We start from the raw sequence: 21,293 nt of genomic DNA, 5'->3' as shown, positions 1-21,293 counted from the left end.
TTACATAGTTTCAAGCAACCGCTTTTTATATTAATATCGATAACCTATTGTATAACTTTCACTTTTACAGATTTGCGCCCCCAGCTATTAGCACTACCATCTGAACCGACTAATACATCAATACGATTTCCTTTAATCGCACCACCGGTGTCTCCAGCAATCGCTTCTCCATATCCTTCTACCCATACTTTTGATCCAAGCGGAATTACTTTCGGATCAACAGCAATTACTTTCATATTTGGATTTGCTGTTAAATCATGCCCCATTGCAGTTAATACACGACCACCATACGAACCATTCTCACTCGGATCTGCTGTATATGCCGTCGCTTCTACTGTAATTTCACGACCACCAGTAGGCGCACTTGTTTCAGTAGATTTTGCAACTGGTTTTGCAGCCGGTTTTTCTTTTACCACAGGTTTACTTGATTCTACATTCTTAATAGAATCGTTACTCTTAACAGACTCTTTATTCTTAACTACTGTATTATTTTTAACTGGCGTATTTGTTCTAGCTGGCGCTTCTTCTTGAGCTACAACCTCTTTCTTTTCGATTACAGGTGCTGTTCCTGTTAAAAATGGCACGTGAACATATCCAACTTTTCCATTGTAGTCGAATTGTAACCATTCATTTTGAACTTGATTCGTCGTTTCAATCACATCATTTTTATTAAGTTTACCTAAAATTTCAGAATCAGTATTCGCTCCAGCACGAACATTTAATACGCCCGCCGTTACATAATATGTGCTCTTTGTAAAATCGGCACTTACAAACGCTTCCTTACCGTTCAACTTAATTTTTGTCCATCCATTTTCTGTATTTATAACATCTAGTGTATTCCCACTGAACACTTTACCTACAAGCTTTGACTCTACATTTGGGTTTTCTCTAACATTTAATACGTCTGTTGTTACAATTGTTTCCGCTTTAGCAGAACCCGCAAAAATCCCAAGACCAAAAACTGCTGCTGTTGCTATACCTAATAATTTTTTCATGAATAGCCTCCATTTGCTTTGTTTTCGTATTTTCATTATAGCAACAGATTTTTAGAATTTTTAGAAATCACACAATTACAAAGCATTCGTAATATACGATTAACGAGTTGTAACATAAATTTCCATATTAATAAAATGTATTCCTCATACAATCTCCAGTGGTTTTCATATATTTTTCATATACGAGCACAAGAACTTTTTTCCAGAAAAAATTACAGTGTTACTTTTTTGTTACAAAAAAGTAACAATTCGTTACATATTTTACCAAAAAACATCAATATTCAATTGTTAACCTATTTTTTTGTAATAAAAAGAGAGCAGCTACTAAAAACTGCTCTCTTTTTATTTGTTATTGAACTTTCTTTTTCCAAACACCTAGCATAACAGCCGAAACAATTGTTCCAATTAATATAGAGAAAATATATAGTAACGGTTTATTTACTAACGCTATTACAAATAATCCACCATGCGGTGCCGGTAATGTAATTTGGAATAACATAGATAACGCACCTGCAATACTTGAACCAACAACACAACTTACGATTACTCGAACCGGATCTGCAGCAGCAAACGGAATCGCACCTTCTGTAATGAACGATGCTCCCATAATATAATTGGTTAAACCAGATTTACGTTCCGCTTCTGTAAACTTTGATTTAAAGAATGTAGTTGCGAATGCAATCGCAAGTGGCGGTACCATCCCACCAGCCATAACTGCTGAGTGCACTCCAAAATTCTGTGCTTCTATTGCAGCAATACCAAACGTAAATGCCGCTTTATTAATTGGCCCCCCCATATCAATTGCCATCATACCACCTAAAATAAGACCTAGTAATATAGCATTCGTACCGTTTAAACCATTTAACCACCCTGTCAACATTTCATTTAATGCTACTACAGGCGGAATTACTACTTTTTGCATTACAACTCCTGTAATCAATAATCCAAAGACTGGATATAACAATACAGGTTTAATTCCTTCTAATTGTACTGGTAGTCCTGAAAATAATCTTTTCAACCCTAAAACAACATATCCAGCTAAGAAACCAGCAATTAACCCACCTAAAAATCCAGCATTCGCATTCGCCGCTAAAAATCCACCTACAACACCAGGCATAAAACCAGGACGATCAGCAATAGAACTTGCAATAAATCCAGCTAAAATTGGTACAAGGAATAAAAACGCACCTGTTTTTCCTCCACCAATTGACATGAACAATTCAGCTAAAGGACCTTCCGCCTTTATACCACCAAACGAAAACGCTAGCGCTATTAAAATCCCGCCGCCAACAACGAATGGAAGCATATTACTTACACCGCTCATTAAATGCTTATAAATTCCTAATCCTTTTTCTCCCTCAATACTTTCTGATTTCCCGTCCTCTTTTACACCTTTAAAGATTGGTGCATCTTGTTTGACAGCTCGCTTAAGCAGATTTTCCGTTTTTCGAATCCCATCAGCAACTGGCACTTGAATGACATGTTTACCAGCAAAACGATTCATTTCTACTTGTTTATCCGCCGCAACAATAATAGCTGTTGCACGTTCAATATCCTCTTTCGTTAAACCGTTTTTAATACCTGTTGATCCGTTTGTTTCAACTTTAATCGCTATTCCTAACTCTGTCGCTTTTGCTTTTAAGCTATCCGCTGCCATATATGTGTGAGCGATTCCAGTTGGACAAGCTGTAACAGCAAGTACGTACGGTTCATTTCCTTCTGGTTTTGCGACTTCAGTCTCTTCTTCTTTTTCATTCTCTTTTTCATCAAATAGTTGAAGAAGCTCACTTTCATCCTTTGCTTCTAATAGTTGCTTGCGAAATCCTTCATCCATTAATAATGTCGATAAACGAGACAACGTTTCTAAATGAGTATTATTCGCTCCTTCACTTGCAGCAATCATAAAGAATAAGTGTGCTGGCTGTCCGTCAAGCGACTCATAATTGATACCGCTTACACTTCTACCAAAACAAATCGATGGTTGTTTAACAGCCTTTGTCTTCGCATGAGGTATTGCAATACCTTCCCCTATTCCAGTCGTACTTTGGGACTCCCGCTTTAAAATAGCTTCTTTAAATTCCGTTTTACTATTTAAACGATTTGCCCCGTTTAATTTCTCAACTAATTCATCTATGACAGCTTCTTTATTTGAAGCTGTCAAATCCATAATGACTGTATCCCTTTTTAATAGTTCTGTAATTTTCATATGTTGCTTCCCCCTATCGCTTAGCTACAATTACTTGCGACAATAATTCTTCTACTTTTTCCTTCTTACATAAATCAGCTGAAAATGCTGTTGCACTCCCTGTTGCAACGCCGTATTGAAATGCCTTTTCAATATCTTTTGTCTGTTCATATTTGCCTACAAACCCTGCAACAAGAGAATCCCCGGCCCCAACTGAATTAATTACAACACCTTTTGGAACAGTCGCTTCATATATACCTTCTGCTGTAAATAATAAAGCTCCCTCTCCAGCCATCGATACGATAACGTGTTTTACACCTTGTTCAATTAATTTTCTTCCATAAGGTAAAACGTCCTCTACTGTTGAAAGCTCCACTCCAAACAACTCACCAAGTTCATGGTGGTTTGGCTTAATTAAAAATGGCTTATTTTTAATTACATGTTGCAGTGCACTTCCACTTGCATCTACTACTACACGAATACCTTTTTCAGCTCCAAACGCAGCAATTGATTCGTAAAAGGTACTTGGAATAGAAACTGGTACACTCCCAGCAAGTACAACACAATCTCCAGGTTGCATACTCTCAATTTTTTTCATTAACTGTTCGAACTGCTCTTTTGTTACAATAGGACCTTGGCCATTTAATTCTGTTTCTTCTTCCCCTTTTATTTTCACATTAATGCGAGTATCTTCATCTACTTGGACGAAGTTTGTTGTTACACCTTCCGTCTGTAATACCTCTTTAATAAATTGACCAGTAAATCCACCAGTAAATCCAAGTGCTATATTTTTAACACCTAAACGCTGAAGAACACGAGAAACATTAATTCCTTTTCCTCCAGGAAACTTCATATCTTTTTCCGCTCGATTTATTGTTCCTAAATCAAAGGAAGAAACTTGCACTACATAATCAATAGATGGGTTTAAAGTAACTGTATAGATCATTGTTTATCAGCCTCAATTACATTGGTTTGTTGTTTATATTTTTCTAAATCAATTTCTAAATGGTTTGTAATAATATTTGCATCTTCAACATTTGCAATTTTCGCAAACGCAACTTCTGAAAACTTACTTTCATCAATTAAGAAATATCCTTCGTTTGCTAATGTTAATGCCATTTGTTTTAAGAGCGCTTCTTCTGGATCTGGCGTTGTAAAGCCAAGCTGTTCATGTACACCATTTGCACCTAAAAAACATTTATCAAAACGATACTTCTGCATACTTTCCTGTGCCATAGCACCGATTAAAGCTTTCGTCCTACTCTTCATCATTCCGCCTAGTAAATACGCACGAATATTATTTTCAACTAAAGCTTCAATATGCATAAGTCCATTCGTAACGACAGTAACATCTTTATTTATTAAAAATGGAATCATTTCAAATGTTGTACTTCCTGCATCTAAATAAATACAATCACCTTGTTCAATAACGCTAGCCGCATACTTAGCAATTTGTTGTTTTATTTGAATGTTTTTGGATGATTTTTCAACCATCGTTGGTTCTTGCCCTTTTCCTGTTAAAACAGCGGCACCACCATGAACTCTTTTTAATAACCTTTGCTTTTCCAATTGCGCTAAATCACGGCGAATTGTCGATTCAGAGCTTTCTGTTCTTTCAACTAATTGCTGTAATTTTACAACTTTCTGTTCTTTTACAAGTTGCAATATCATTTGATGACGTTCAGGAGTTAACATTTTATTCACCTCTTCTTTGATTACAGTATAATGAAAACGGTCACAAAAATCAACCGTAAACAATCAAAAATAATCAAAAACATCCAAAAACGTTTATAAACAGCAAAAAGAAACCTATTCGATCAAACAATCAAATAGGTTTCTTTTCTAAATTCACTTATAAAGAAGCTTTATATATACTTAAAACATCATCTTTATTTAATTTTTTAAAGTTACCAAATTCACCATACGCCATCGCTTTATCCGCCATTAAATCAATTTCATTTTCTCCAATAGCGTAATCAGATAATGTTACTGGCGCCTCAATTGAAGTCCAAAATTGACGCAGTGCCTCAATTCCTTCTAACGCCACTTCTTTATCTGTTTTACCACCTGTTTCTATATCAAATACACGAATAGCGAACTGTTTAAAACGACTTACATTTTCCTCTACAACATGCTTCATCCAGTTCGGGAATAAAATCGCAAGGCCACCCCCGTGTGGTATATCATGAACAGCAGAAACTGCATGCTCAATATTATGAGTGGCCCAATCTCCTTTTACTCCCATTGCTAAAATGCCGTTTAACGCCATAGTACCACAATATAAAATAGTTTCTCTATGCTCATAATTTTCTAAATCACTTAAAAGCTTAGGAGCTGTCTCAATTACTGTTTTTAAAACAGCTTCACAATAACGATCTTGTAGTTCTGTATTCGTTCCATGATGGAAATATTGTTCTAATACGTGCGACATAATATCTACCATACCGTAAATTGTTTGATCTTTCGGTACAGAAGTAGTATGAACTGGATCTAAAATTGAAAACTGCGGGAAAGTAACCGGGCTACCCCATCCATACTTTTCATTCGTTTCCCAGTTTGTAATTACCGAGCCTGCATTCATTTCAGATCCTGTTGCTGCAAGAGTAAGTACAGTACCAAATGGTAATGCCTCATTAGCAAATGTTTTTTTCGTTACAATATCCCATACATCTCCATCGTACTTACTACCAGCTGCAATTGCCTTCGTACAGTCGATTACACTTCCTCCACCAACTGCTAAAATAAATTCAACACCATTTTCTTTACAAATTTGAATCCCTTTCTTTACAGTTGATACACGTGGATTCGGTTCAACACCTGTTAATTCAAATACTTCTGCATTTATATCCTTTAAAATAGAAATTACATTATCATAAATACCGTTTCTTTTAATGCTGCCTCCCCCGTATACGAGAAGAACTTTTTTACCGAACTGTGGAATTTCAGTTTTTAACTGCTGTAATTGACCTTTACCGAAAATAAGTTTCGTTGGATTACGAAATACAAAATTTTGCATATTCCTTTACCATCCCTTCTATATGAAAAGCAACTATACTTTTGTATACCATATTTTTTTCATTTCACAAAAATATTTGCTTAATAAAAAAATCCCAGCCTACAGGCTGAGATTTTTTATTGGTAATAAGGTGAGATCATTAAGTAAACAATAACACCAGATAAACTTACATATAACCAAATCGGCATCGTCCAACGTACAATTTTACGATGACGTGTTAATTGATTTGTAAAACCAAATACAAGTGCAAACAATGCAAGCGGTACAATAATTGCTGCTAGGATAATATGTGTAATTAAAATGATGAAATACACATATTTAATGAATCCTTCTCCGCCAAAATGTGTTGCTGGCGCTAAGTAATGATAAGATAAATAAGAAACACAAAATAGCAACGTCGTTGTAAATGCTGCCAGGATGAAACCACGGTGCATTTTCACATTCTTCTTAATAATAGAGTATAGAGCTGCTAATAAGAATACGAACGTAAAGCTATTAAAAATTGCATTTAACATTGGTAAAATTGTTACATCAAAATGTAATTCTCCTTCATAGCCAACAGGTCCAAAGAACAAAAATAAAATAATCGCATTTACAATTACAGAAAGCGTTATCACAATAGGAGCATAGCTTTTCTGATTTGTTGATTGATCCACCAAAATGGTCACTCCCTCTTCCTTCAAATATGTATACGTAACCTCACTATTTTAACATACTATTCACAGTGTAAATGTGACAATAGTTTGACACAGCAAGATAAGACAAAGAAAAAATCCTTCTTAATAAAACTTCTTAAGAAGGATTTTATCGCTTTATTATTCAAATAGCAACGCGATTAGTTTTTGTTAAAAAATGTATCGCTATATGCTTGGAAAATTTCAGACACTTGATATCCCATTAAAGAAATTGCTGTTAATGAAAAGAAACCAATCATAAGAAATCGAAACCACATATAAATCTCCTCCTTGTATTTAGCTTAAAAAACGTTAGCTACCTTACAAGTTGCGTGGCACTCTTCATCATCACTTTCCTTCTTCTTTACAATTGCTGTAATAAATCGAATCATAAAGAAAACTACAAAAGGAAATTGTTCGTAATTCACATTGGCATAGTTTAGCAACGGCTCGCGCTGCACATCGAACGGAGATGAGAAGGAATAGAACATACCTTGCTCTTCCATATATACAATTACAATTTTCATGCAAAATACTATTCCTAGAAACGAAACAATATCTTGCCATTCTGTCGTATATAACAGGTTATACAGCTCTAATACGTACTCTTCCATCATCATCCCCCCTTCCTTTTTTACCATTTTGCTCGCCTTCGTATAAAAAGTCAAGAAAAAAGTTTATATCCACTATGACAATAGTAATTACTTGTTTCTATGATTATATATGATTCTTTTATAGCAATGACTGGGTGTAACTCTCTTCGAAAATAAGAAAATTAGAATCGAACAGATTCCTCATTCTTACTTTTAGGATTCAAAACTGTGCTATTTTTATTTCTATTAAAAATAAAATAAGAAAGTATGATAAGAACTGTAACAAACATTGTTAAAAGTGCTTGTGAACGTAAAGTATCAATTGCGAACATCGCAACTAAAACTGCTATAATAGCAGCAATTGTAACATACGTTACATACGGAAAAAGCCACATTTTCACTTTCAAATTTTTTTGTTCTACTTTCCCCATTTTTTTACGCATCTTTAAATGCGAAACTGCAATAACGAGATAAACTAGTAACGCAATCCCGCCAGATGCATTCACTAAAAACAAAAAGACTTTATCTGGAGAAATGTAACTAAACACAACTCCAATATAAGCGAAGAAAGTTCCAAATAAAACCGCTCGAACGGGAACACCACTACTGTTCAATTTTAAAAATGACTTTGGAGCATCTCCTCTTTCTGCCATTGAAAAAAGCATTCTTGAATTTGTATATAAGCCTGAATTTAAGCAAGAAAGTACAGCTGTTAAAACGATAAAATTCATAATTTGTGCTGCCGCTGGTATTCCTATATGTTCAAGTACAGCTACAAATGGACTTTTTAATATGTTTGCTGAATTCCATGGCAGTAGCGTGACAACTACCGCTATAGACCCAATAAAAAATACAAGAATACGCCAAATCACACTGTTTGTTGCTGTTTTTACTGCTTTTACAGGTTCTGCAGATTCACCTGCGGCTACTGCTACAATCTCTGATCCCATAAATGAAAATATAACAACAGTAATTCCAAGCAGGACCGAACTTATACCGTTTGGCATAAATCCACCTTGTCCAATTAAATTCGAAGTGCCGGGTGCTTCTGTTCCTGGAACAAATCCTAAAATAACAGCAAGACCTAGACAAAGGAACAAAACAATACTTATTACTTTAATAAAAGAAAACCAATATTCAAACTCTCCAAATGATTTCACCGAAAAAACGTTCGTCAGCGTTAATAAAATTGTTAATATTAAACTTAATAACCAAAGCGGTATTTGTGGAATCCAATATTGGATAATACCAGCACCTGCTGTGGCTTCTATTGCAATAACAATTACCCAAAAAAACCAGTATAACCAGCCTATTGTATAACCCGCCCAAGGACCAATCGCTTCTCTTGCATACGTTGCAAATGAACCACTTGTCGGATTAACAGCTGCCATTTCTCCTAGCATTCTCATGACGAAAATGACTAGAAGTCCTGCTAATGCATATGAAACGATAGAACCTGGTCCTGCCGAATGTACAACTGCACCACTTCCAACAAACAAACCAGCCCCTATTACACCGCCAATTGAAATCATTGTAATGTGGCGTATTTTGAGGTCTTTCTTTAGATTTTTATCCAAATCTTGTACATCCCCTTCCAAACTAAATTTTAAAATTTATGTAAGAGTACTGTGCGAAAGATTTTGTCCTATACTTTAAAATATATCAAAATATTCTGAATTCAACAATTAAAATTCAACCTCCTTCAAAAATTATTACATTAGGTTTAATACTTTCCCATACACAATTGTTGAGAAAATTATAGTCCCTTTACAAAAGAAAGAATTTTCAGATATTATTAAATAAACAAGATTATACATCTAGACAACTTTTTGTATAGGAGTGTTGATATGTTAAACAAGTTCAAATTTTTTTGTTGTATTTTAGTAATGTTCTTACTTCTACCGTTATCCCCTTTCCAAGCACAAGCAGCAAACAATTTAGGTTCAAAATTACTCGTTGGATACTGGCATAATTTTGATAACGGTACTGGCATTATTAAATTAAAAGACGTTTCACCAAAATGGGATGTAATCAATGTATCTTTTGGTGAAACTGGTGGTGATCGTTCCACTGTTGAATTTTCTCCTGTGTATGGTACAGATGCAGAATTCAAATCAGATATTTCTTATTTAAAAAGTAAAGGAAAGAAAGTAGTTCTTTCAATAGGTGGACAAAATGGGGTCGTTTTACTTCCTGACAATGCCGCTAAGGATCGTTTTATTAATTCCATACAATCTCTGATCGATAAATACGGTTTTGACGGAATAGATATTGACCTGGAATCAGGTATTTACTTAAACGGAAATGACACTAACTTCAAAAACCCAACTACCCCTCAAATCGTAAATCTTATTTCAGCTATTCGAACAATCTCAGATCATTATGGTCCAGATTTTCTATTAAGCATGGCCCCTGAAACAGCTTATGTTCAAGGCGGATATAGCGCATATGGAAGCATATGGGGTGCATATTTACCAATTATTTACGGAGTGAAAGATAAACTAACATACATTCACGTTCAACACTACAACGCTGGTAGCGGGATTGGAATGGACGGTAATAACTACAATCAAGGTACTGCAGACTACGAGGTCGCTATGGCAGATATGCTCTTACATGGTTTTCCTGTAGGTGGTAATGCAAATAACATTTTCCCAGCTCTTCGTTCAGATCAAGTCATGATTGGGCTTCCAGCAGCACCAGCGGCAGCTCCAAGTGGTGGATACATTTCGCCAACTGAAATGAAAAAAGCTTTAAATTATATCATTAAAGGAGTTCCATTCGGAGGAAAGTATAAACTTTCTAACCAGAGTGGCTATCCTGCATTCCGCGGCCTAATGTCTTGGTCTATTAATTGGGATGCAAAAAACAACTTTGAATTCTCTAGTAACTATAGAACATATTTTGATGGTCTTTCCTTGTAAAAATAACAAAGTAAAACTATAATTAGCCCTCATCAATCGGACATTTATGGGTAGTCAATGCAGGATAAAAACAACAATAGGTCCCTTTATAGGTCCTATTGTTGTTTTTTACTTATGAAAATTACTTTGTCACATCTAAAGTTTTAAGAAACTCTTTTCCATCGACCAACATCGCACGTTCCTTGGAATCATATTGTTAAATATTCTAGTTACTATTTTGCTTCAACACAAAAATTGAAAGTTCAGGTACACTACAAAATCTAACAGGCATCCTAGTAGTCCCAATGCCACGATTTACATATAAATATAACGGCTTACTCTTCCCCTCTACTTCATACATACCTTCAACGTAGTGCTCAGCTAGTTTGGTAGTAATTAACGGACCTACAAAAGGAATTTGGACTTGTCCTCCGTGACTATGTCCTGACAGTTGAAGATCAACTGGGTAACGATTTATTTTGGTTACAACATCCGGCTCATGTACTAATAACATGTTGAAATCATTTTGTTTCAAGTTTTTTAAAGTTGAATCTATTTGCGGCTTCCCTAATAGAAAATCATCCAAACCTGATATTATAATATATTTGCCGTTTTCCACTTTAATTTTCTGCACTTCATTTACTAATGCAGAAAAACCAGATTCTTCCATATATTTTCTGTAAAATAAACTACCGCCCCCGCCCCTATCATGATTCCCAAACACAGCATATTTCCCTAAGGGAGCGTAAATTTTCTGCAAAATAACCTTCGCTTCTTCTCTTTCCGCACTATAAGACCCAAATTTATCTATTAAATCTCCGGTAAAAACTACTATATCTGGATGTAATTCATTCATCTTCTCCACTAAATGTTCAAGTTGTTTCAGTGTAAACTCTGGTCCTAAATGTACATCTGAAAACTGCAATATTTTTTTATTATTAAACTCTTTAGGAATTGTAGAAGCTTCTATTTCATTCCACGTAACTGTTACTAGTTTTCGTTCTATTTCTGTCGCATAATAATACAAACTTACTGGTATCATTAATATACTTATAAAACTAATAATAAATATCTTTACGATTGATTTTTTTCGTTCTTTTTTTACATGATTCGTATTCATGTTTTCACCTCTAGAAACACTTTAAATCCTTATTGTTACATTCATGTGACAACATGAACAATGTTATCAATATGTAATTCCCTCTCTATTCACTTTGACAATTTTATACAGAAGTCATAACATATTTTTATAATACATAGATTTTCGAAATTTTTTCTATTCATTCCATCATTTTATTACGGAGGGGTTATTCATGTCTGTATTTACACCAGAAGAAATTACGGAACTTGCTGCGAATTCCGGAAGGAAAAAAGCTCATTTATCATTACTCCCTATGCTAATTCTCGGTTTTTTTGGCGGTGCTTTTATCGCATTAGGGTATTTACTCGATATTCATGTTATTGGGACAATGCCAAAATATTGGGGATCATTTTCTAGTTTTCTAGGCGCTGCTGTATTCCCTGTTGGTCTTATTCTCGTTATTCTTGCAGGCGGTGAACTAGTAACTGGTAACATGATGACAGTTTCTATGGCCTGGCTCCAAAAGAAAATTACTTTATTTTATTTCATACGAAATTTAGTTATTGTTACATTTAGCAATTTCATAGGAGCTGTATTTGTAGCCTATTTTTTCGGTCATATCGTTGGCTTAACTGAAGGAGCTTTTTTAGCGAAAACTATTTCTATCGCTCAAGTGAAACTACAAGATACACCATTGCAAGCATTTATTTCTGCAATCGGATGTAATTGGCTCGTTTGTTTAGCTGTTTGGCTCAGTATGGGAAGTAAAGAATTTATCGGAAAGATTATCGGTATTTGGTTCCCAGTTATGACTTTTGTTGCGATTGGATTTCAACACGTTGTAGCAAATATGTTTGTCATCCCAGCCGCAATTTTTGCCGGTCATTTCACTTGGGCTGAATATTTTCCAAACTTTATTTTTGTTTTCTTTGGAAATTTAGTAGGAGGTATGTTATTTGTAGCACTACCTTACTTCATATCTTATAATAAGAAACTATCTTCTTATCAAGAGAAGACTGAAATGAAGAACAAATCTCTGTCGGCTTAAATAGAATGTCTATAAAGAACCCTAAAAATATTACAAATTTCATTTTTTTTGCGAATATATGTACGTACACTTGTTCTCGAATGTTTTATACGTTATAATAACAACTTAAATAGCATTATTTACATATGAGGTGAAAAACATGAACAAAACAGAATTAATTAAAAACGTAGCACAAAATGCTGAGATTTCTCAAAAAGAAGCTACTGTAGTTGTACAAACTGTAGTAGAATCAATCACTAACACTTTAGCTGCTGGTGAAAAAGTACAACTTATCGGATTCGGTACATTCGAAGTTCGCGAAAGAGCTGCTCGTACAGGCCGTAACCCACAAACTGGTGAAGAAATGCAAATCGCAGCTTCTAAAGTACCTGCTTTCAAAGCTGGTAAAGAACTAAAAGAAGCTGTAAAATAATGAAAAATATCCTTCTCATTTATGAGAAGGATATTTTTTCATAACATAATTAATAAAAATCTGACCATTATGCTGTTTCTTTTGTTCTTTTATGCAAATAAAATCTTTACTTTCAAAAAAAGGTTTTGCGGTAATGCTCGCCTCTGTATATATCTCCCTATGTCCCAAGTTCACTGCTTCTTTTTCTAACTTCTGTAGTATGTATGAAGCGACTCTTTTCCCTTGATAATCTTTATGCGTAAATAAACGATCTACGTAACGATCATCGTTATAATCCCCAAACCCCACAATCATACCTTTATGATCGGCTACATAGCTAATATTCTTTTCTAAAGACTGTAACCAATTTTCTCTATCTAGTCGCTCCGGTGCCCACGCCTGTAGCTGTAACTCATTATAATCTTTTGCATTAACCGTATGAACTGTTTCATAAAACAATTGTAATACTTGATCTAAATCTTTTTTCTGGAATGTTCTAATTATAATATCTTTTAACATATATAAGTCTCCTTACCAAACTACCTCTTAACTTTTCTACTACATACGATTCTATATTTCTGCTTTATTATATCGTTTTAATTTCTATACGAACAAAAAAACAATACTTATTCAAGTATTGTTTTTTAATTCTATTCAATTACTTAATGTAGCTTTTTAAGATTTTAATTTAACTCTTTGTAATCGTAATGCATTTAATACAACGGATACAGAACTAAATGCCATCGCTGCTCCAGCAACCCAAGGGGCTAAGAAACCTAATGCCGCAATTGGAATTCCTAACGCGTTATAAGCTAATGCCCAGAATAAATTTTGTTTAATATTTCTTATCGTCATTTTACTCATAAATATCGCATCAGCAATACTATTTAAGTCACCACGGATTAACGTTATATCCGCTGCTTCCATCGCTACATCCGTTCCCGTTCCAATTGCCATACCAATGTTCGCTGTAGCAAGAGCAGGAGCATCATTTATCCCGTCTCCAACCATCGCTACTTTCTTACCATTTGCTTGCAGTTTTTTCACTTCTTCTGCTTTTCCTTCTGGCAATACTTCTGCAATTACGTGATCAATACCAACTTGCTTTGCAATCGCCTGAGCAGTTTGTGTATTATCTCCTGTAATCATCACAACGTCTAGACCCATTTTTTTCAGTCTTGCGATAGCTGCTTTTGAAGTATCTTTCACAGTATCTGCAACGGCAACTATACCAGCATATTCTTTATCGATTGCAATAAGCATTGCTGTTTTTCCTTCTCGTTCTAGCTCTTCCATTGATTTTGAAACTTCTTCAATATCAATATTGAATTTCTTCATTAATCGACGTGTGCCAATTAATAATTGTTTTCCTTCTACGACTGATTCGATACCAAATCCAGGAATCGCTTCAAACGTTTCTGAACTTGGAATATCAATTTTCTTTTCTCTAATTCCTTCCACAATCGCTTCTGCAAGTGGGTGTTCAGAATTTTTTTCTGCCGCACCTACTAAACGTAGTATTTCTTCTTCATGGAATCCATCTGCTACAATTATATCTGTTAACACAGGCTTTCCGTTTGTCACAGTACCTGTTTTATCTAGAATAACTGTATCTAATCGGTGCGTTGCTTCTAAATGCTCTCCACCTTTAAATAAAATACCATACTCAGCCGATCTTCCTGATCCTGCCATAATAGATGTAGGCGTTGCAAGACCTAATGCACATGGACAAGCGATAACAAGTACTGCTATCATTTTCTCAAGTGCTCCGCCAAAATCACCAGGTGTAACAAATATCATCCATACTGCAAATGTGATAATCGCAATCACAACTACAACCGGTACAAAAATACCTGAAATTTGATCCGCTACCCTTTGAATAGGAGCTTTTGAACCTTGTGCCTCTTCTACTACTTTAATGATTTGAGCTAATGCAGTATCTCTGCCTACTTTAGTTGCTTTCACTTTTAAAAAACCATTTTTATTTATTGTCGAACCTATTACTACATCCCCAATTGACTTATCAACAGGAATACTTTCACCCGTTAACATCGATTCATCAATCGCTGATTTTCCTTCTACAATCTCACCATCTACTGGTATTTTTTCACCAGGCTTTACATAGACGATATCACCAGCTACTACTTCTTCAATCAAAATTTTTATTTCTGTTCCATCTCGCACAACTGTAGCTGTCTTCGCTTGTAAACCCATCAATTTTTTAATTGCTTCTGATGAGCGCCCTTTTGCTTTCGCTTCAAATAATTTACCTAAAATAATTAATGTAATAAGTACCGCACTCGTTTCAAAATATAAATCTGTCATATGTTCCGAAGAACCAATAGATTGAATACTTAAATATACACTATAGAAATACGCGGCCGACGTTCCAAGTGCCACGAGAACATCCATATTAGCACTTTTATTGCGTAACGCTTTATAAGCCCCAACATAAAACTGTCCACCAATGATAAATTGAACAGGAGTTGCAAGTGCTAGTTGCACCCAAGGGTTCATTAACATATCTGGTAAATAAATAAATGACGTAAATGAGAAATGACTAACCATTGCCCATAATAATGGGAAAGATAAAATAAACGAAATAATAAACTTCTTCTTTTGTCTTTCAATTTCTTGTAATCGATGATCAGTTGATGCATCTTGATCATCTGGTTTCACTTCTAATTTATATCCTAGCTTCGTAATCGCGCTCTTCATTTCATTTACATTAACTTCATCAGGGTTAAAGTCTACTGTGGCTGATTCTAAAGCAAAATTTACTGTCGCCTTGTTCACACCATCTAACTTATTTAAACGCTTTTCAACTCTATTTGCACATGCTGCACATGTCATTCCTGAAACAGTAAATTCAGCTTTATCACTTACAATTCCATATCCTAATGATTCAACTTTTTCTTTAAATTGTTGCGGATTTGTTTTAGTTGGATCGTACATTATTTTTGTTTTTTCAAGCGCAAAATTTACATTTGCCTCATGAACACCTTCTACTTTTTTTAGACCTTTTTCAATTCTATTTGCACATGCCGCACATGTCATTCCTGATATTTGAAGATTGGCCTCTTTTTTTTCATTCATGTCTCTCACCTCTATATACCCTTATGAGGTATAATGATTAGCAAAATAAATCGTACTTCATTTAAAGTACGATTTATTTCCATATCTAAAAATAATTATTGAACATCGTATCCTTGATCTTCGATTACAGCAACGATATCTTTTAATGTTACAGCAGACGAGTCGATAGTAACTTCAACAGTTCCTTCTGCTAATTGAACCTTCACTTGTTCAACACCGTTTAGCTCTTTCACACTGCTTTCGATAGCATTTACACAATGTCCACAAGACATACCTTCAACTTGTAATGTTAACTGTTCCATTTAAAATCCTCCTCTTGTTTATTCATTGTTTGTTAATCACAATTACATCTTACCATACCCCCCTAAGGTAATCAATAGTTTTGTATCATGATTTTTCAATTATTTTCTAAAAGTTTATTTTACACACACTTTTTCACATCAATACGCCGAGATCTTATTATGAAGGTAAACAAAAAAACAAGCCAGTGACATACTAGCTTGTTTTTACGCTTTTGAAAAACGTTCAAATACAGTCATTAATTCTTCAATTGCTTCGTCACCATTGCCATCTTTAATAGCACCTGAAACACAATGACTTGTATGGTTTTTTAATACACCCATTCCTACTTTTTTCATCGCTGCATTAATCGCTGAAATTTGCACTAAAATATCCACGCAATAACGATCATTTTCAATCATATTTTGAATACCGCGGACCTGTCCTTCAATTCTCTTTAATCTATTTATAATCTGTTCTTTTTCTTTTTCTGATCTATGTGTTACTACTTCATGCTCTTTATGATCCATATTATCACCTTCTTAAAGTTTCTCTTCATCCAATAAAACAATTGTTTTTTATGAGTATACCAATTATAGCATTAAATATCTACGCATGATACCCCATAAGAGTATATTTACACTTTATGATTATTCTTAACCACTCATTAGCTTCTTAATCTCAATTTTCAGTATACCCTTTCCTTTTTGTCACAAAATCATTATATCTCTCATCAAAATTCAATAAAGTGAAACAAGAATAAGCGGGGATTAACCGCCCCCGCTTATTCTTCGTCTATAATGTTTTAATTTTCAGATATTTAACCCTAGAATTTTTCTTTCCATATATAATTATTGCTGATCACATACTTTTGTATCATTCACTACTGAAGTTCCTTCAACGGTTACCGTATGAAAACAATCATTCACTCGAACTGTCACAACATTATCTTGCCGATCAATGATATGATATTCATTAAAATTTTTATTTAGAGCACTGCGAATTTGTTCTCCTTCATAAATTGGAATGCCATGTGATAGAACCCAAATAAGTCCAGCGATAGCAAGAATAGTTTTCATACGATCTACCTCCTTGGGAATATAGTGAACTTTTCATCCATACTTTTTCAGCTCTACAAATCATGATCGGAATAAACCAAGCCTTTTTGGAAATAAGTTCATTTCGTCTATTTTATGTTTATGCTAATTGTGACCGTTTTGTGACAACTTTTTGTCTCTTTAGACGAAAAGTTGAAACAAAACTTTCGAAAAGGACAATTCTACATATTAAAAAAGGTTATGGAATGTTTCATCCATAACCTTTTTTCCTATACGTAACTAATAAACCTCAATCCTTTACTTAAAGACGTCGGCACAACAGATGCATGATTCTCCCCTTCAGCTTCATAAAACTTAAATTTAAGTTTATCGTGGTTTACTTGGAGAAGCCGCTCTGATAATTCATTTGCACCTACAACCATATGCTCTCGTTCAAGTGATCCAACTGTAAGGAACACTCCTGTTTCAAACTTAGCATTGTTTAATTCAATTATAAGGTTCTCTTCTTTTTCAAGAACGGATTTATTATTCCACCATATAGATGGACTACTAATAAAATAATTTTGAAAAGCATTCAAGTTTGTAAATAGTATATGCAAAGCGAATAGGCCACCTAAAGAATGTCCAAATAAAGTTTGCTTACCTTTATCAATCTCAAAATTCTTTTCAATTTGTGGTTTCAGTTCTTCTTCAATAAAAGTAAAGAAATTATGTGCTCCTCCTGTTTTAGGCCACGGTTTACCGTCTGGTTTTAAAGGGGCATCTTTTGAAATTACGCTAGGCGTAAAATCATAGCACCTTTCTTCCCCTGAAAATGCGCCTTCAATTGGATAACCCACTCCTACTATAATAGCTGGTGAAACACCGGTTTTTTCCGCTCTTACTGATTGTATTTTAACTGCTTCATGAAATGTTTGAAAAAAGGCATTGCCATCTAATACGTAAATGACAGGATATCCTGAATCCGGTGCTGGTTGCCTCGGCTTTGAAATATGAATTTGATATTCCTTACCTTCTAATTTTGAATACATTTTCCACTGCTCTGTATTAGATGTTATAATCTGCTGTTTTTCAACTGTAGTATTCACCCTATCCCCCCCTTTTTAACTTGTTACATATATTTCGATTTTTTCTTCTTGAGATACAACGCTATCATAACCGAAACAAACAGGAGCCCCGTTATACGGATCAATCATGACACGTGCATCAATATGAAATACTTCTTTTAACACTTCATTTGTAATGATTTCTTCTGGGCTACCAGTTGTAACAATTTCTCCTTCCTTCATTGCAATAATTTCATCTGAAAACCTTGCTGCATGGTTAATATCATGTAATACCATAACAACCGTACAATTATGTTCTTTATTTAACTTCTCCACAATTTGTAATACATCTAATTGATGAGACATATCAAGGTATGTAGTTGGCTCATCTAATAGCAACACTTCTGTCTCTTGTGCTAATGCCATCGCTAGCCATACCTTCTGTCTTTGACCACCTGATAAATTTGCAATTTGTCTCGTTCGAAATTCAGAAGTTTTCGTTATATCTAATGCCCAATCAATCATCTCTTTATCTTTTGTCGTTAACTTATTTACGTTATTTCGATGTGGATAGCGTCCATAAGAAATTAATTCTTCCACTTTAAGTTCACCTGGTGCAATTGGAGTTTGCGGGAGTAAAGCTAACTGCTTCGCAATTTCTTTCGTTGGAATTGTATGTAAATCCTGTCCTTGCAAATATACTTTACCGCTTTTTTGTTTTAAAATTCTTCCCATTGTTTTTAACAATGTCGATTTACCGCAACCGTTTGGACCTATAATTGTCGTTACTTTTCCTTCTTGTATTTCCACATTTAAATCGCGAAACACTGTAAGCTTTTCATAACTTGTTTCTAAATTTTTTGCACTTAAAATACTCACTTTTATTCCTCCTCTTACGCTTTCGCCTTATAAAGTAAATATAAGAAATACGGTACACCGACAATAGAAATAACGATTCCAACTGGTAGCTCTACAGGTGTAAAAACTGTTTTCGCAATAAAGTCTGAAGCAATTACAAGAAACATTCCGATTACGCCGCACGTAGGAATTATATACTTATGTTGAATACCGACAAGCCTTTTCGCTATATGCGGTGCCATTAAGCCAATAAAACCGATACTCCCTGAAACAGCAACACATGCGCTCACAAGCCCGATACTACTTAATAGTAAAATCGATTTCTCTCTTTCTACTGAAACACCTAAACTTGTAATACTCGTTTCTTCCAATTGAAATAAATCTAATAAATAAGCTTTCTTTTGTATAAGCGGAATTAAGATAATAAGCCATGGTAACATAGCCACAATATACTTCCAGTTCGCACTATATATGCTTCCAGACACCCACACTGCGGCCATTTCAAAATCAGTTGACTTCATTTTGAGTGATAAGTACATAGAAAAGGCTCCAAATCCTGATCCAATTGCAATCCCTGTTAATAAAAGTCGCTGCGAATCTAATTTACCGTTTTTCCAAGAAAACAGATAAATGATGATAGCTGCACCTAATCCGCCTACTAAACCAAACATTGGCATCATCATAATAGAAACCCAGTCTGTGCTTTTTAATTGCCCTTGAAAGAAAAACATAAAAATGACAATCGCTGTTCCTGCTCCGGCATTTACGCCTAAAATACCTGGGTCCGCCAACCCATTTCTCGTAATCCCTTGAATAACGGCACCCGCAACACCAAGGCCTAATCCTACTAATCCAGCAATTACGATGCGCGGAAGGCGAAACTCAAAAATAACTAAATCATGTTCTGGTACTGGATCAATTCTAAACAGTGTTTTAAATACATCTGTAATCGTAATATCGAACGTACCATTTGTTAAACTAATATAAATAGCACATAGTATTAAAAATATAATAATCCCCATCGTCATTCCGAAACGTTGACTTGAACTTTTAGGCATGTCGCTCTCCTCCTCTAGTACGGATTAAATAAAGGAAGAAAGGAATTCCAATTAAAGAGGTAACGACTCCAATAGGTGTTTCAAATGGATAGTTTACAAATCTACTCAAAACGTCACATAACGCTAAGAAAACGCCACCAATAACACCTGCACATGGCAAAATCCACTTATAATCTACCCCAATTATAAAGCGGGTAATGTGCGGAATAATTAAACCTACAAAACCAACTTTCCCCACTAAAGCAACTGCTGTTCCTGTTAAGAAAATTACCGATAAAATTGCCATCGCTTTAACTAGTTTTGTACGTTGCCCTAAATTAATAGAAACCTCTTCGCCTAATGAAAGAATGGTAATAGATTTTGATATTAACAGTGCTAAAATTATTCCAATTATCCCAAACGGTATCGTGATTTTAATGATATTAGGATCTACTTGATCTAACTTTGCATTAAACCAAAAACTAACATTTTGAGAAATTTGGAAATACGAAGCCATTGCAGCCGATACACTACTTAAAAATGTTCCAATAACTGTTCCTATAATCGCTAACCTAACTGGTGATAAGCCATTTTGAAGGAGCGAACCAAAACCAAACACGATACCGGCTCCTAGTGCAGAACCAATCATTGAACATAAAACCATACCAATTGATGACATTCCCGGAAGAAAAATCATGCTAAGTGTAATAACAAAGGCAGCGCCATCCGTCACACCCATAATAGAAGGGGATGCAAGATAGTTTCTTGTCATCCCCTGCATAAGTGCTCCTGATATGGCTAGAAATGCTCCGACTAAAAGAGCTGCAACTACCCTTGGTAAACGTGAAGTAATAATAATATTATGATTTACATCGCTTGAATCAAAATGAAATAATGCGTTCCACACTGTTTCAGCGTCAATACTTTTTGCCCCATACAAAATCGAAAGTATAACTGTAAATAAGATGAGTATGGGTGCTATACATAATATAGTTACTGGTACTGCATTTGTTTTCTGCATATCATTCAACGC

Annotated in this window: 21 protein-coding genes; 3 read left to right on the top strand and 18 right to left on the bottom strand. The window is 34.8% G+C overall.

The genetic code is table 11. From position 1 onward, the window contains the following. Positions 1-44: 44 nt before the first annotated feature. The 8 genes from entD to gabP form a co-directional block, all read right to left on the bottom strand. Entirely contained in the window at positions 45-995 is a 951-nt protein-coding gene (entD, locus tag MKY38_RS03730; protein WP_000734610.1) for a cell wall-binding protein EntD, read from the bottom strand. Positions 996-1,344: 349 nt separating this feature from the next. Then, positions 1,345-3,201 (bottom strand): PTS fructose transporter subunit IIABC, encoded by a 1,857-nt coding sequence (locus MKY38_RS03725; protein ID WP_006922259.1) that lies wholly within the window; start codon positions 3,199-3,201, stop codon positions 1,345-1,347. Positions 3,202-3,214: 13 nt separating this feature from the next. Then, on the bottom strand, positions 3,215-4,126 hold the full coding sequence (pfkB, locus tag MKY38_RS03720; protein WP_000640859.1) for a 1-phosphofructokinase: 912 nt from the start codon (positions 4,124-4,126) through the stop codon (positions 3,215-3,217). Continuing rightward, positions 4,123-4,875: a DeoR/GlpR family DNA-binding transcription regulator gene (locus MKY38_RS03715; RefSeq protein ID WP_000957279.1), complete on the bottom strand. Its 753-nt coding sequence runs from the start codon at positions 4,873-4,875 to the stop codon at positions 4,123-4,125. Before MKY38_RS03715 ends, pfkB begins: the two co-directional genes overlap by 4 nt. A gap of 157 nt (positions 4,876-5,032) precedes the next feature. Then, positions 5,033-6,196 (bottom strand): iron-containing alcohol dehydrogenase, encoded by a 1,164-nt coding sequence (locus MKY38_RS03710; RefSeq protein ID WP_242320895.1) that lies wholly within the window; start codon positions 6,194-6,196, stop codon positions 5,033-5,035. 116 nt (positions 6,197-6,312) lie between these two features. Further along, the gene (locus tag MKY38_RS03705) at positions 6,313-6,855 is read right to left on the bottom strand and encodes a DUF420 domain-containing protein (protein WP_000228314.1); all 543 of its coding nucleotides are present in this window, start codon (positions 6,853-6,855) and stop codon (positions 6,313-6,315) included. A gap of 317 nt (positions 6,856-7,172) precedes the next feature. Beyond that, the gene (locus MKY38_RS03700) at positions 7,173-7,511 is read right to left on the bottom strand and encodes a hypothetical protein (RefSeq protein WP_003271231.1); all 339 of its coding nucleotides are present in this window, start codon (positions 7,509-7,511) and stop codon (positions 7,173-7,175) included. Positions 7,512-7,645: 134 nt separating this feature from the next. Then, the gene (gene gabP, locus MKY38_RS03695; RefSeq protein ID WP_044307334.1) at positions 7,646-9,040 is read right to left on the bottom strand and encodes a GABA permease; all 1,395 of its coding nucleotides are present in this window, start codon (positions 9,038-9,040) and stop codon (positions 7,646-7,648) included. A gap of 270 nt (positions 9,041-9,310) precedes the next feature. On the opposite strand from gabP, the gene MKY38_RS03690 reads away from it, so the two are divergent. After that, positions 9,311-10,387: a chitinase gene (locus MKY38_RS03690; protein ID WP_048535086.1), complete on the top strand. Its 1,077-nt coding sequence runs from the start codon at positions 9,311-9,313 to the stop codon at positions 10,385-10,387. Between the two features lie 205 nt (positions 10,388-10,592). Here the strand turns inward: MKY38_RS03690 and MKY38_RS03685 are convergent, their stop codons facing one another. Next, positions 10,593-11,486 (bottom strand): metallophosphoesterase, encoded by an 894-nt coding sequence (locus tag MKY38_RS03685; protein WP_341048094.1) that lies wholly within the window; start codon positions 11,484-11,486, stop codon positions 10,593-10,595. A 193-nt stretch (positions 11,487-11,679) separates the two neighbouring features. Between MKY38_RS03685 and MKY38_RS03680 the strand changes: the two genes are divergently transcribed. Together MKY38_RS03680 and MKY38_RS03675 are read left to right on the top strand one after the other, a co-directional pair. Continuing rightward, positions 11,680-12,495 carry a formate/nitrite transporter family protein gene (locus MKY38_RS03680; RefSeq protein ID WP_016123260.1) on the top strand — a complete coding sequence of 272 codons (816 nt, stop codon included), beginning with the start codon at positions 11,680-11,682 and terminating at the stop codon, positions 12,493-12,495. A gap of 139 nt (positions 12,496-12,634) precedes the next feature. Beyond that, positions 12,635-12,907, top strand: a complete 273-nt coding sequence (locus MKY38_RS03675; RefSeq protein WP_001043904.1) for an HU family DNA-binding protein — start codon at positions 12,635-12,637, stop codon at positions 12,905-12,907. Positions 12,908-12,922: 15 nt separating this feature from the next. Here the strand turns inward: MKY38_RS03675 and MKY38_RS03670 are convergent, their stop codons facing one another. From MKY38_RS03670 to MKY38_RS03630, 9 genes are all read right to left on the bottom strand, one after another. Then, entirely contained in the window at positions 12,923-13,405 is a 483-nt protein-coding gene (locus MKY38_RS03670) for a GNAT family N-acetyltransferase (RefSeq protein WP_000910167.1), read from the bottom strand. 156 nt (positions 13,406-13,561) lie between these two features. After that, entirely contained in the window at positions 13,562-15,982 is a 2,421-nt protein-coding gene (locus MKY38_RS03665) for a heavy metal translocating P-type ATPase (protein WP_065222999.1), read from the bottom strand. A 95-nt stretch (positions 15,983-16,077) separates the two neighbouring features. Beyond that, positions 16,078-16,284 carry a copper chaperone CopZ gene (copZ, locus tag MKY38_RS03660; protein WP_000436973.1) on the bottom strand — a complete coding sequence of 69 codons (207 nt, stop codon included), beginning with the start codon at positions 16,282-16,284 and terminating at the stop codon, positions 16,078-16,080. A 204-nt stretch (positions 16,285-16,488) separates the two neighbouring features. After that, complete coding sequence (locus tag MKY38_RS03655) at positions 16,489-16,791, bottom strand: metal-sensing transcriptional repressor (RefSeq protein ID WP_065222998.1); 303 nt, start codon at positions 16,789-16,791, stop codon at positions 16,489-16,491. Positions 16,792-17,112: 321 nt separating this feature from the next. After that, positions 17,113-17,340 carry a hypothetical protein gene (locus MKY38_RS03650; protein ID WP_000849103.1) on the bottom strand — a complete coding sequence of 76 codons (228 nt, stop codon included), beginning with the start codon at positions 17,338-17,340 and terminating at the stop codon, positions 17,113-17,115. A 248-nt stretch (positions 17,341-17,588) separates the two neighbouring features. After that, positions 17,589-18,407, bottom strand: a complete 819-nt coding sequence (locus MKY38_RS03645) for an alpha/beta hydrolase (protein WP_001098701.1) — start codon at positions 18,405-18,407, stop codon at positions 17,589-17,591. Positions 18,408-18,422: 15 nt separating this feature from the next. Then, the gene (locus MKY38_RS03640; protein WP_000025764.1) at positions 18,423-19,244 is read right to left on the bottom strand and encodes an ABC transporter ATP-binding protein; all 822 of its coding nucleotides are present in this window, start codon (positions 19,242-19,244) and stop codon (positions 18,423-18,425) included. A gap of 14 nt (positions 19,245-19,258) precedes the next feature. Next, the gene (locus tag MKY38_RS03635; RefSeq protein ID WP_023522806.1) at positions 19,259-20,281 is read right to left on the bottom strand and encodes a FecCD family ABC transporter permease; all 1,023 of its coding nucleotides are present in this window, start codon (positions 20,279-20,281) and stop codon (positions 19,259-19,261) included. Then, positions 20,274-21,281 carry a FecCD family ABC transporter permease gene (locus tag MKY38_RS03630; protein WP_001173064.1) on the bottom strand — a complete coding sequence of 336 codons (1,008 nt, stop codon included), beginning with the start codon at positions 21,279-21,281 and terminating at the stop codon, positions 20,274-20,276. The genes MKY38_RS03635 and MKY38_RS03630 overlap by 8 nt, the downstream gene beginning before the upstream one ends. Positions 21,282-21,293 lie beyond the last annotated feature (12 nt).

This window comes from Bacillus sp. FSL R5-0585, from assembly GCF_038004545.1.
GTDB lineage: Bacteria > Bacillota > Bacilli > Bacillales > Bacillaceae_G > Bacillus_A > Bacillus_A cereus.
This window is presented reverse-complemented; position numbering and strand designations above follow the sequence as displayed.

Excerpts from the sequence above, each read along its gene's own strand:
- pfkB (WP_000640859.1), bottom strand. The coding sequence starts at position 4,126 with ATGATCTATACAGTTACTTTAAACCCATCTATTGATTATGTAGTGCAA.
- MKY38_RS03675 (WP_001043904.1), top strand. The coding sequence starts at position 12,635 with ATGAACAAAACAGAATTAATTAAAAACGTAGCACAAAATGCTGAGATT.
- MKY38_RS03635 (WP_023522806.1), bottom strand. The coding sequence starts at position 20,281 with ATGCCTAAAAGTTCAAGTCAACGTTTCGGAATGACGATGGGGATTATT.
- MKY38_RS03630 (WP_001173064.1), bottom strand. The coding sequence starts at position 21,281 with ATGCAGAAAACAAATGCAGTACCAGTAACTATATTATGTATAGCACCC.
- MKY38_RS03725 (WP_006922259.1), bottom strand. The coding sequence starts at position 3,201 with ATGAAAATTACAGAACTATTAAAAAGGGATACAGTCATTATGGATTTG.
- MKY38_RS03655 (WP_065222998.1), bottom strand. The coding sequence starts at position 16,791 with ATGGATCATAAAGAGCATGAAGTAGTAACACATAGATCAGAAAAAGAA.
- MKY38_RS03665 (WP_065222999.1), bottom strand. The coding sequence starts at position 15,982 with ATGAATGAAAAAAAAGAGGCCAATCTTCAAATATCAGGAATGACATGT.
- MKY38_RS03685 (WP_341048094.1), bottom strand. The coding sequence starts at position 11,486 with ATGAATACGAATCATGTAAAAAAAGAACGAAAAAAATCAATCGTAAAG.
- MKY38_RS03670 (WP_000910167.1), bottom strand. The coding sequence starts at position 13,405 with ATGTTAAAAGATATTATAATTAGAACATTCCAGAAAAAAGATTTAGAT.
- copZ (WP_000436973.1), bottom strand. The coding sequence starts at position 16,284 with ATGGAACAGTTAACATTACAAGTTGAAGGTATGTCTTGTGGACATTGT.
- MKY38_RS03715 (WP_000957279.1), bottom strand. The coding sequence starts at position 4,875 with ATGTTAACTCCTGAACGTCATCAAATGATATTGCAACTTGTAAAAGAA.
- MKY38_RS03690 (WP_048535086.1), top strand. The coding sequence starts at position 9,311 with ATGTTAAACAAGTTCAAATTTTTTTGTTGTATTTTAGTAATGTTCTTA.
- MKY38_RS03680 (WP_016123260.1), top strand. The coding sequence starts at position 11,680 with ATGTCTGTATTTACACCAGAAGAAATTACGGAACTTGCTGCGAATTCC.
- MKY38_RS03710 (WP_242320895.1), bottom strand. The coding sequence starts at position 6,196 with ATGCAAAATTTTGTATTTCGTAATCCAACGAAACTTATTTTCGGTAAA.
- entD (WP_000734610.1), bottom strand. The coding sequence starts at position 995 with ATGAAAAAATTATTAGGTATAGCAACAGCAGCAGTTTTTGGTCTTGGG.
- MKY38_RS03700 (WP_003271231.1), bottom strand. The coding sequence starts at position 7,511 with ATGGTAAAAAAGGAAGGGGGGATGATGATGGAAGAGTACGTATTAGAG.
- MKY38_RS03650 (WP_000849103.1), bottom strand. The coding sequence starts at position 17,340 with ATGAAAACTATTCTTGCTATCGCTGGACTTATTTGGGTTCTATCACAT.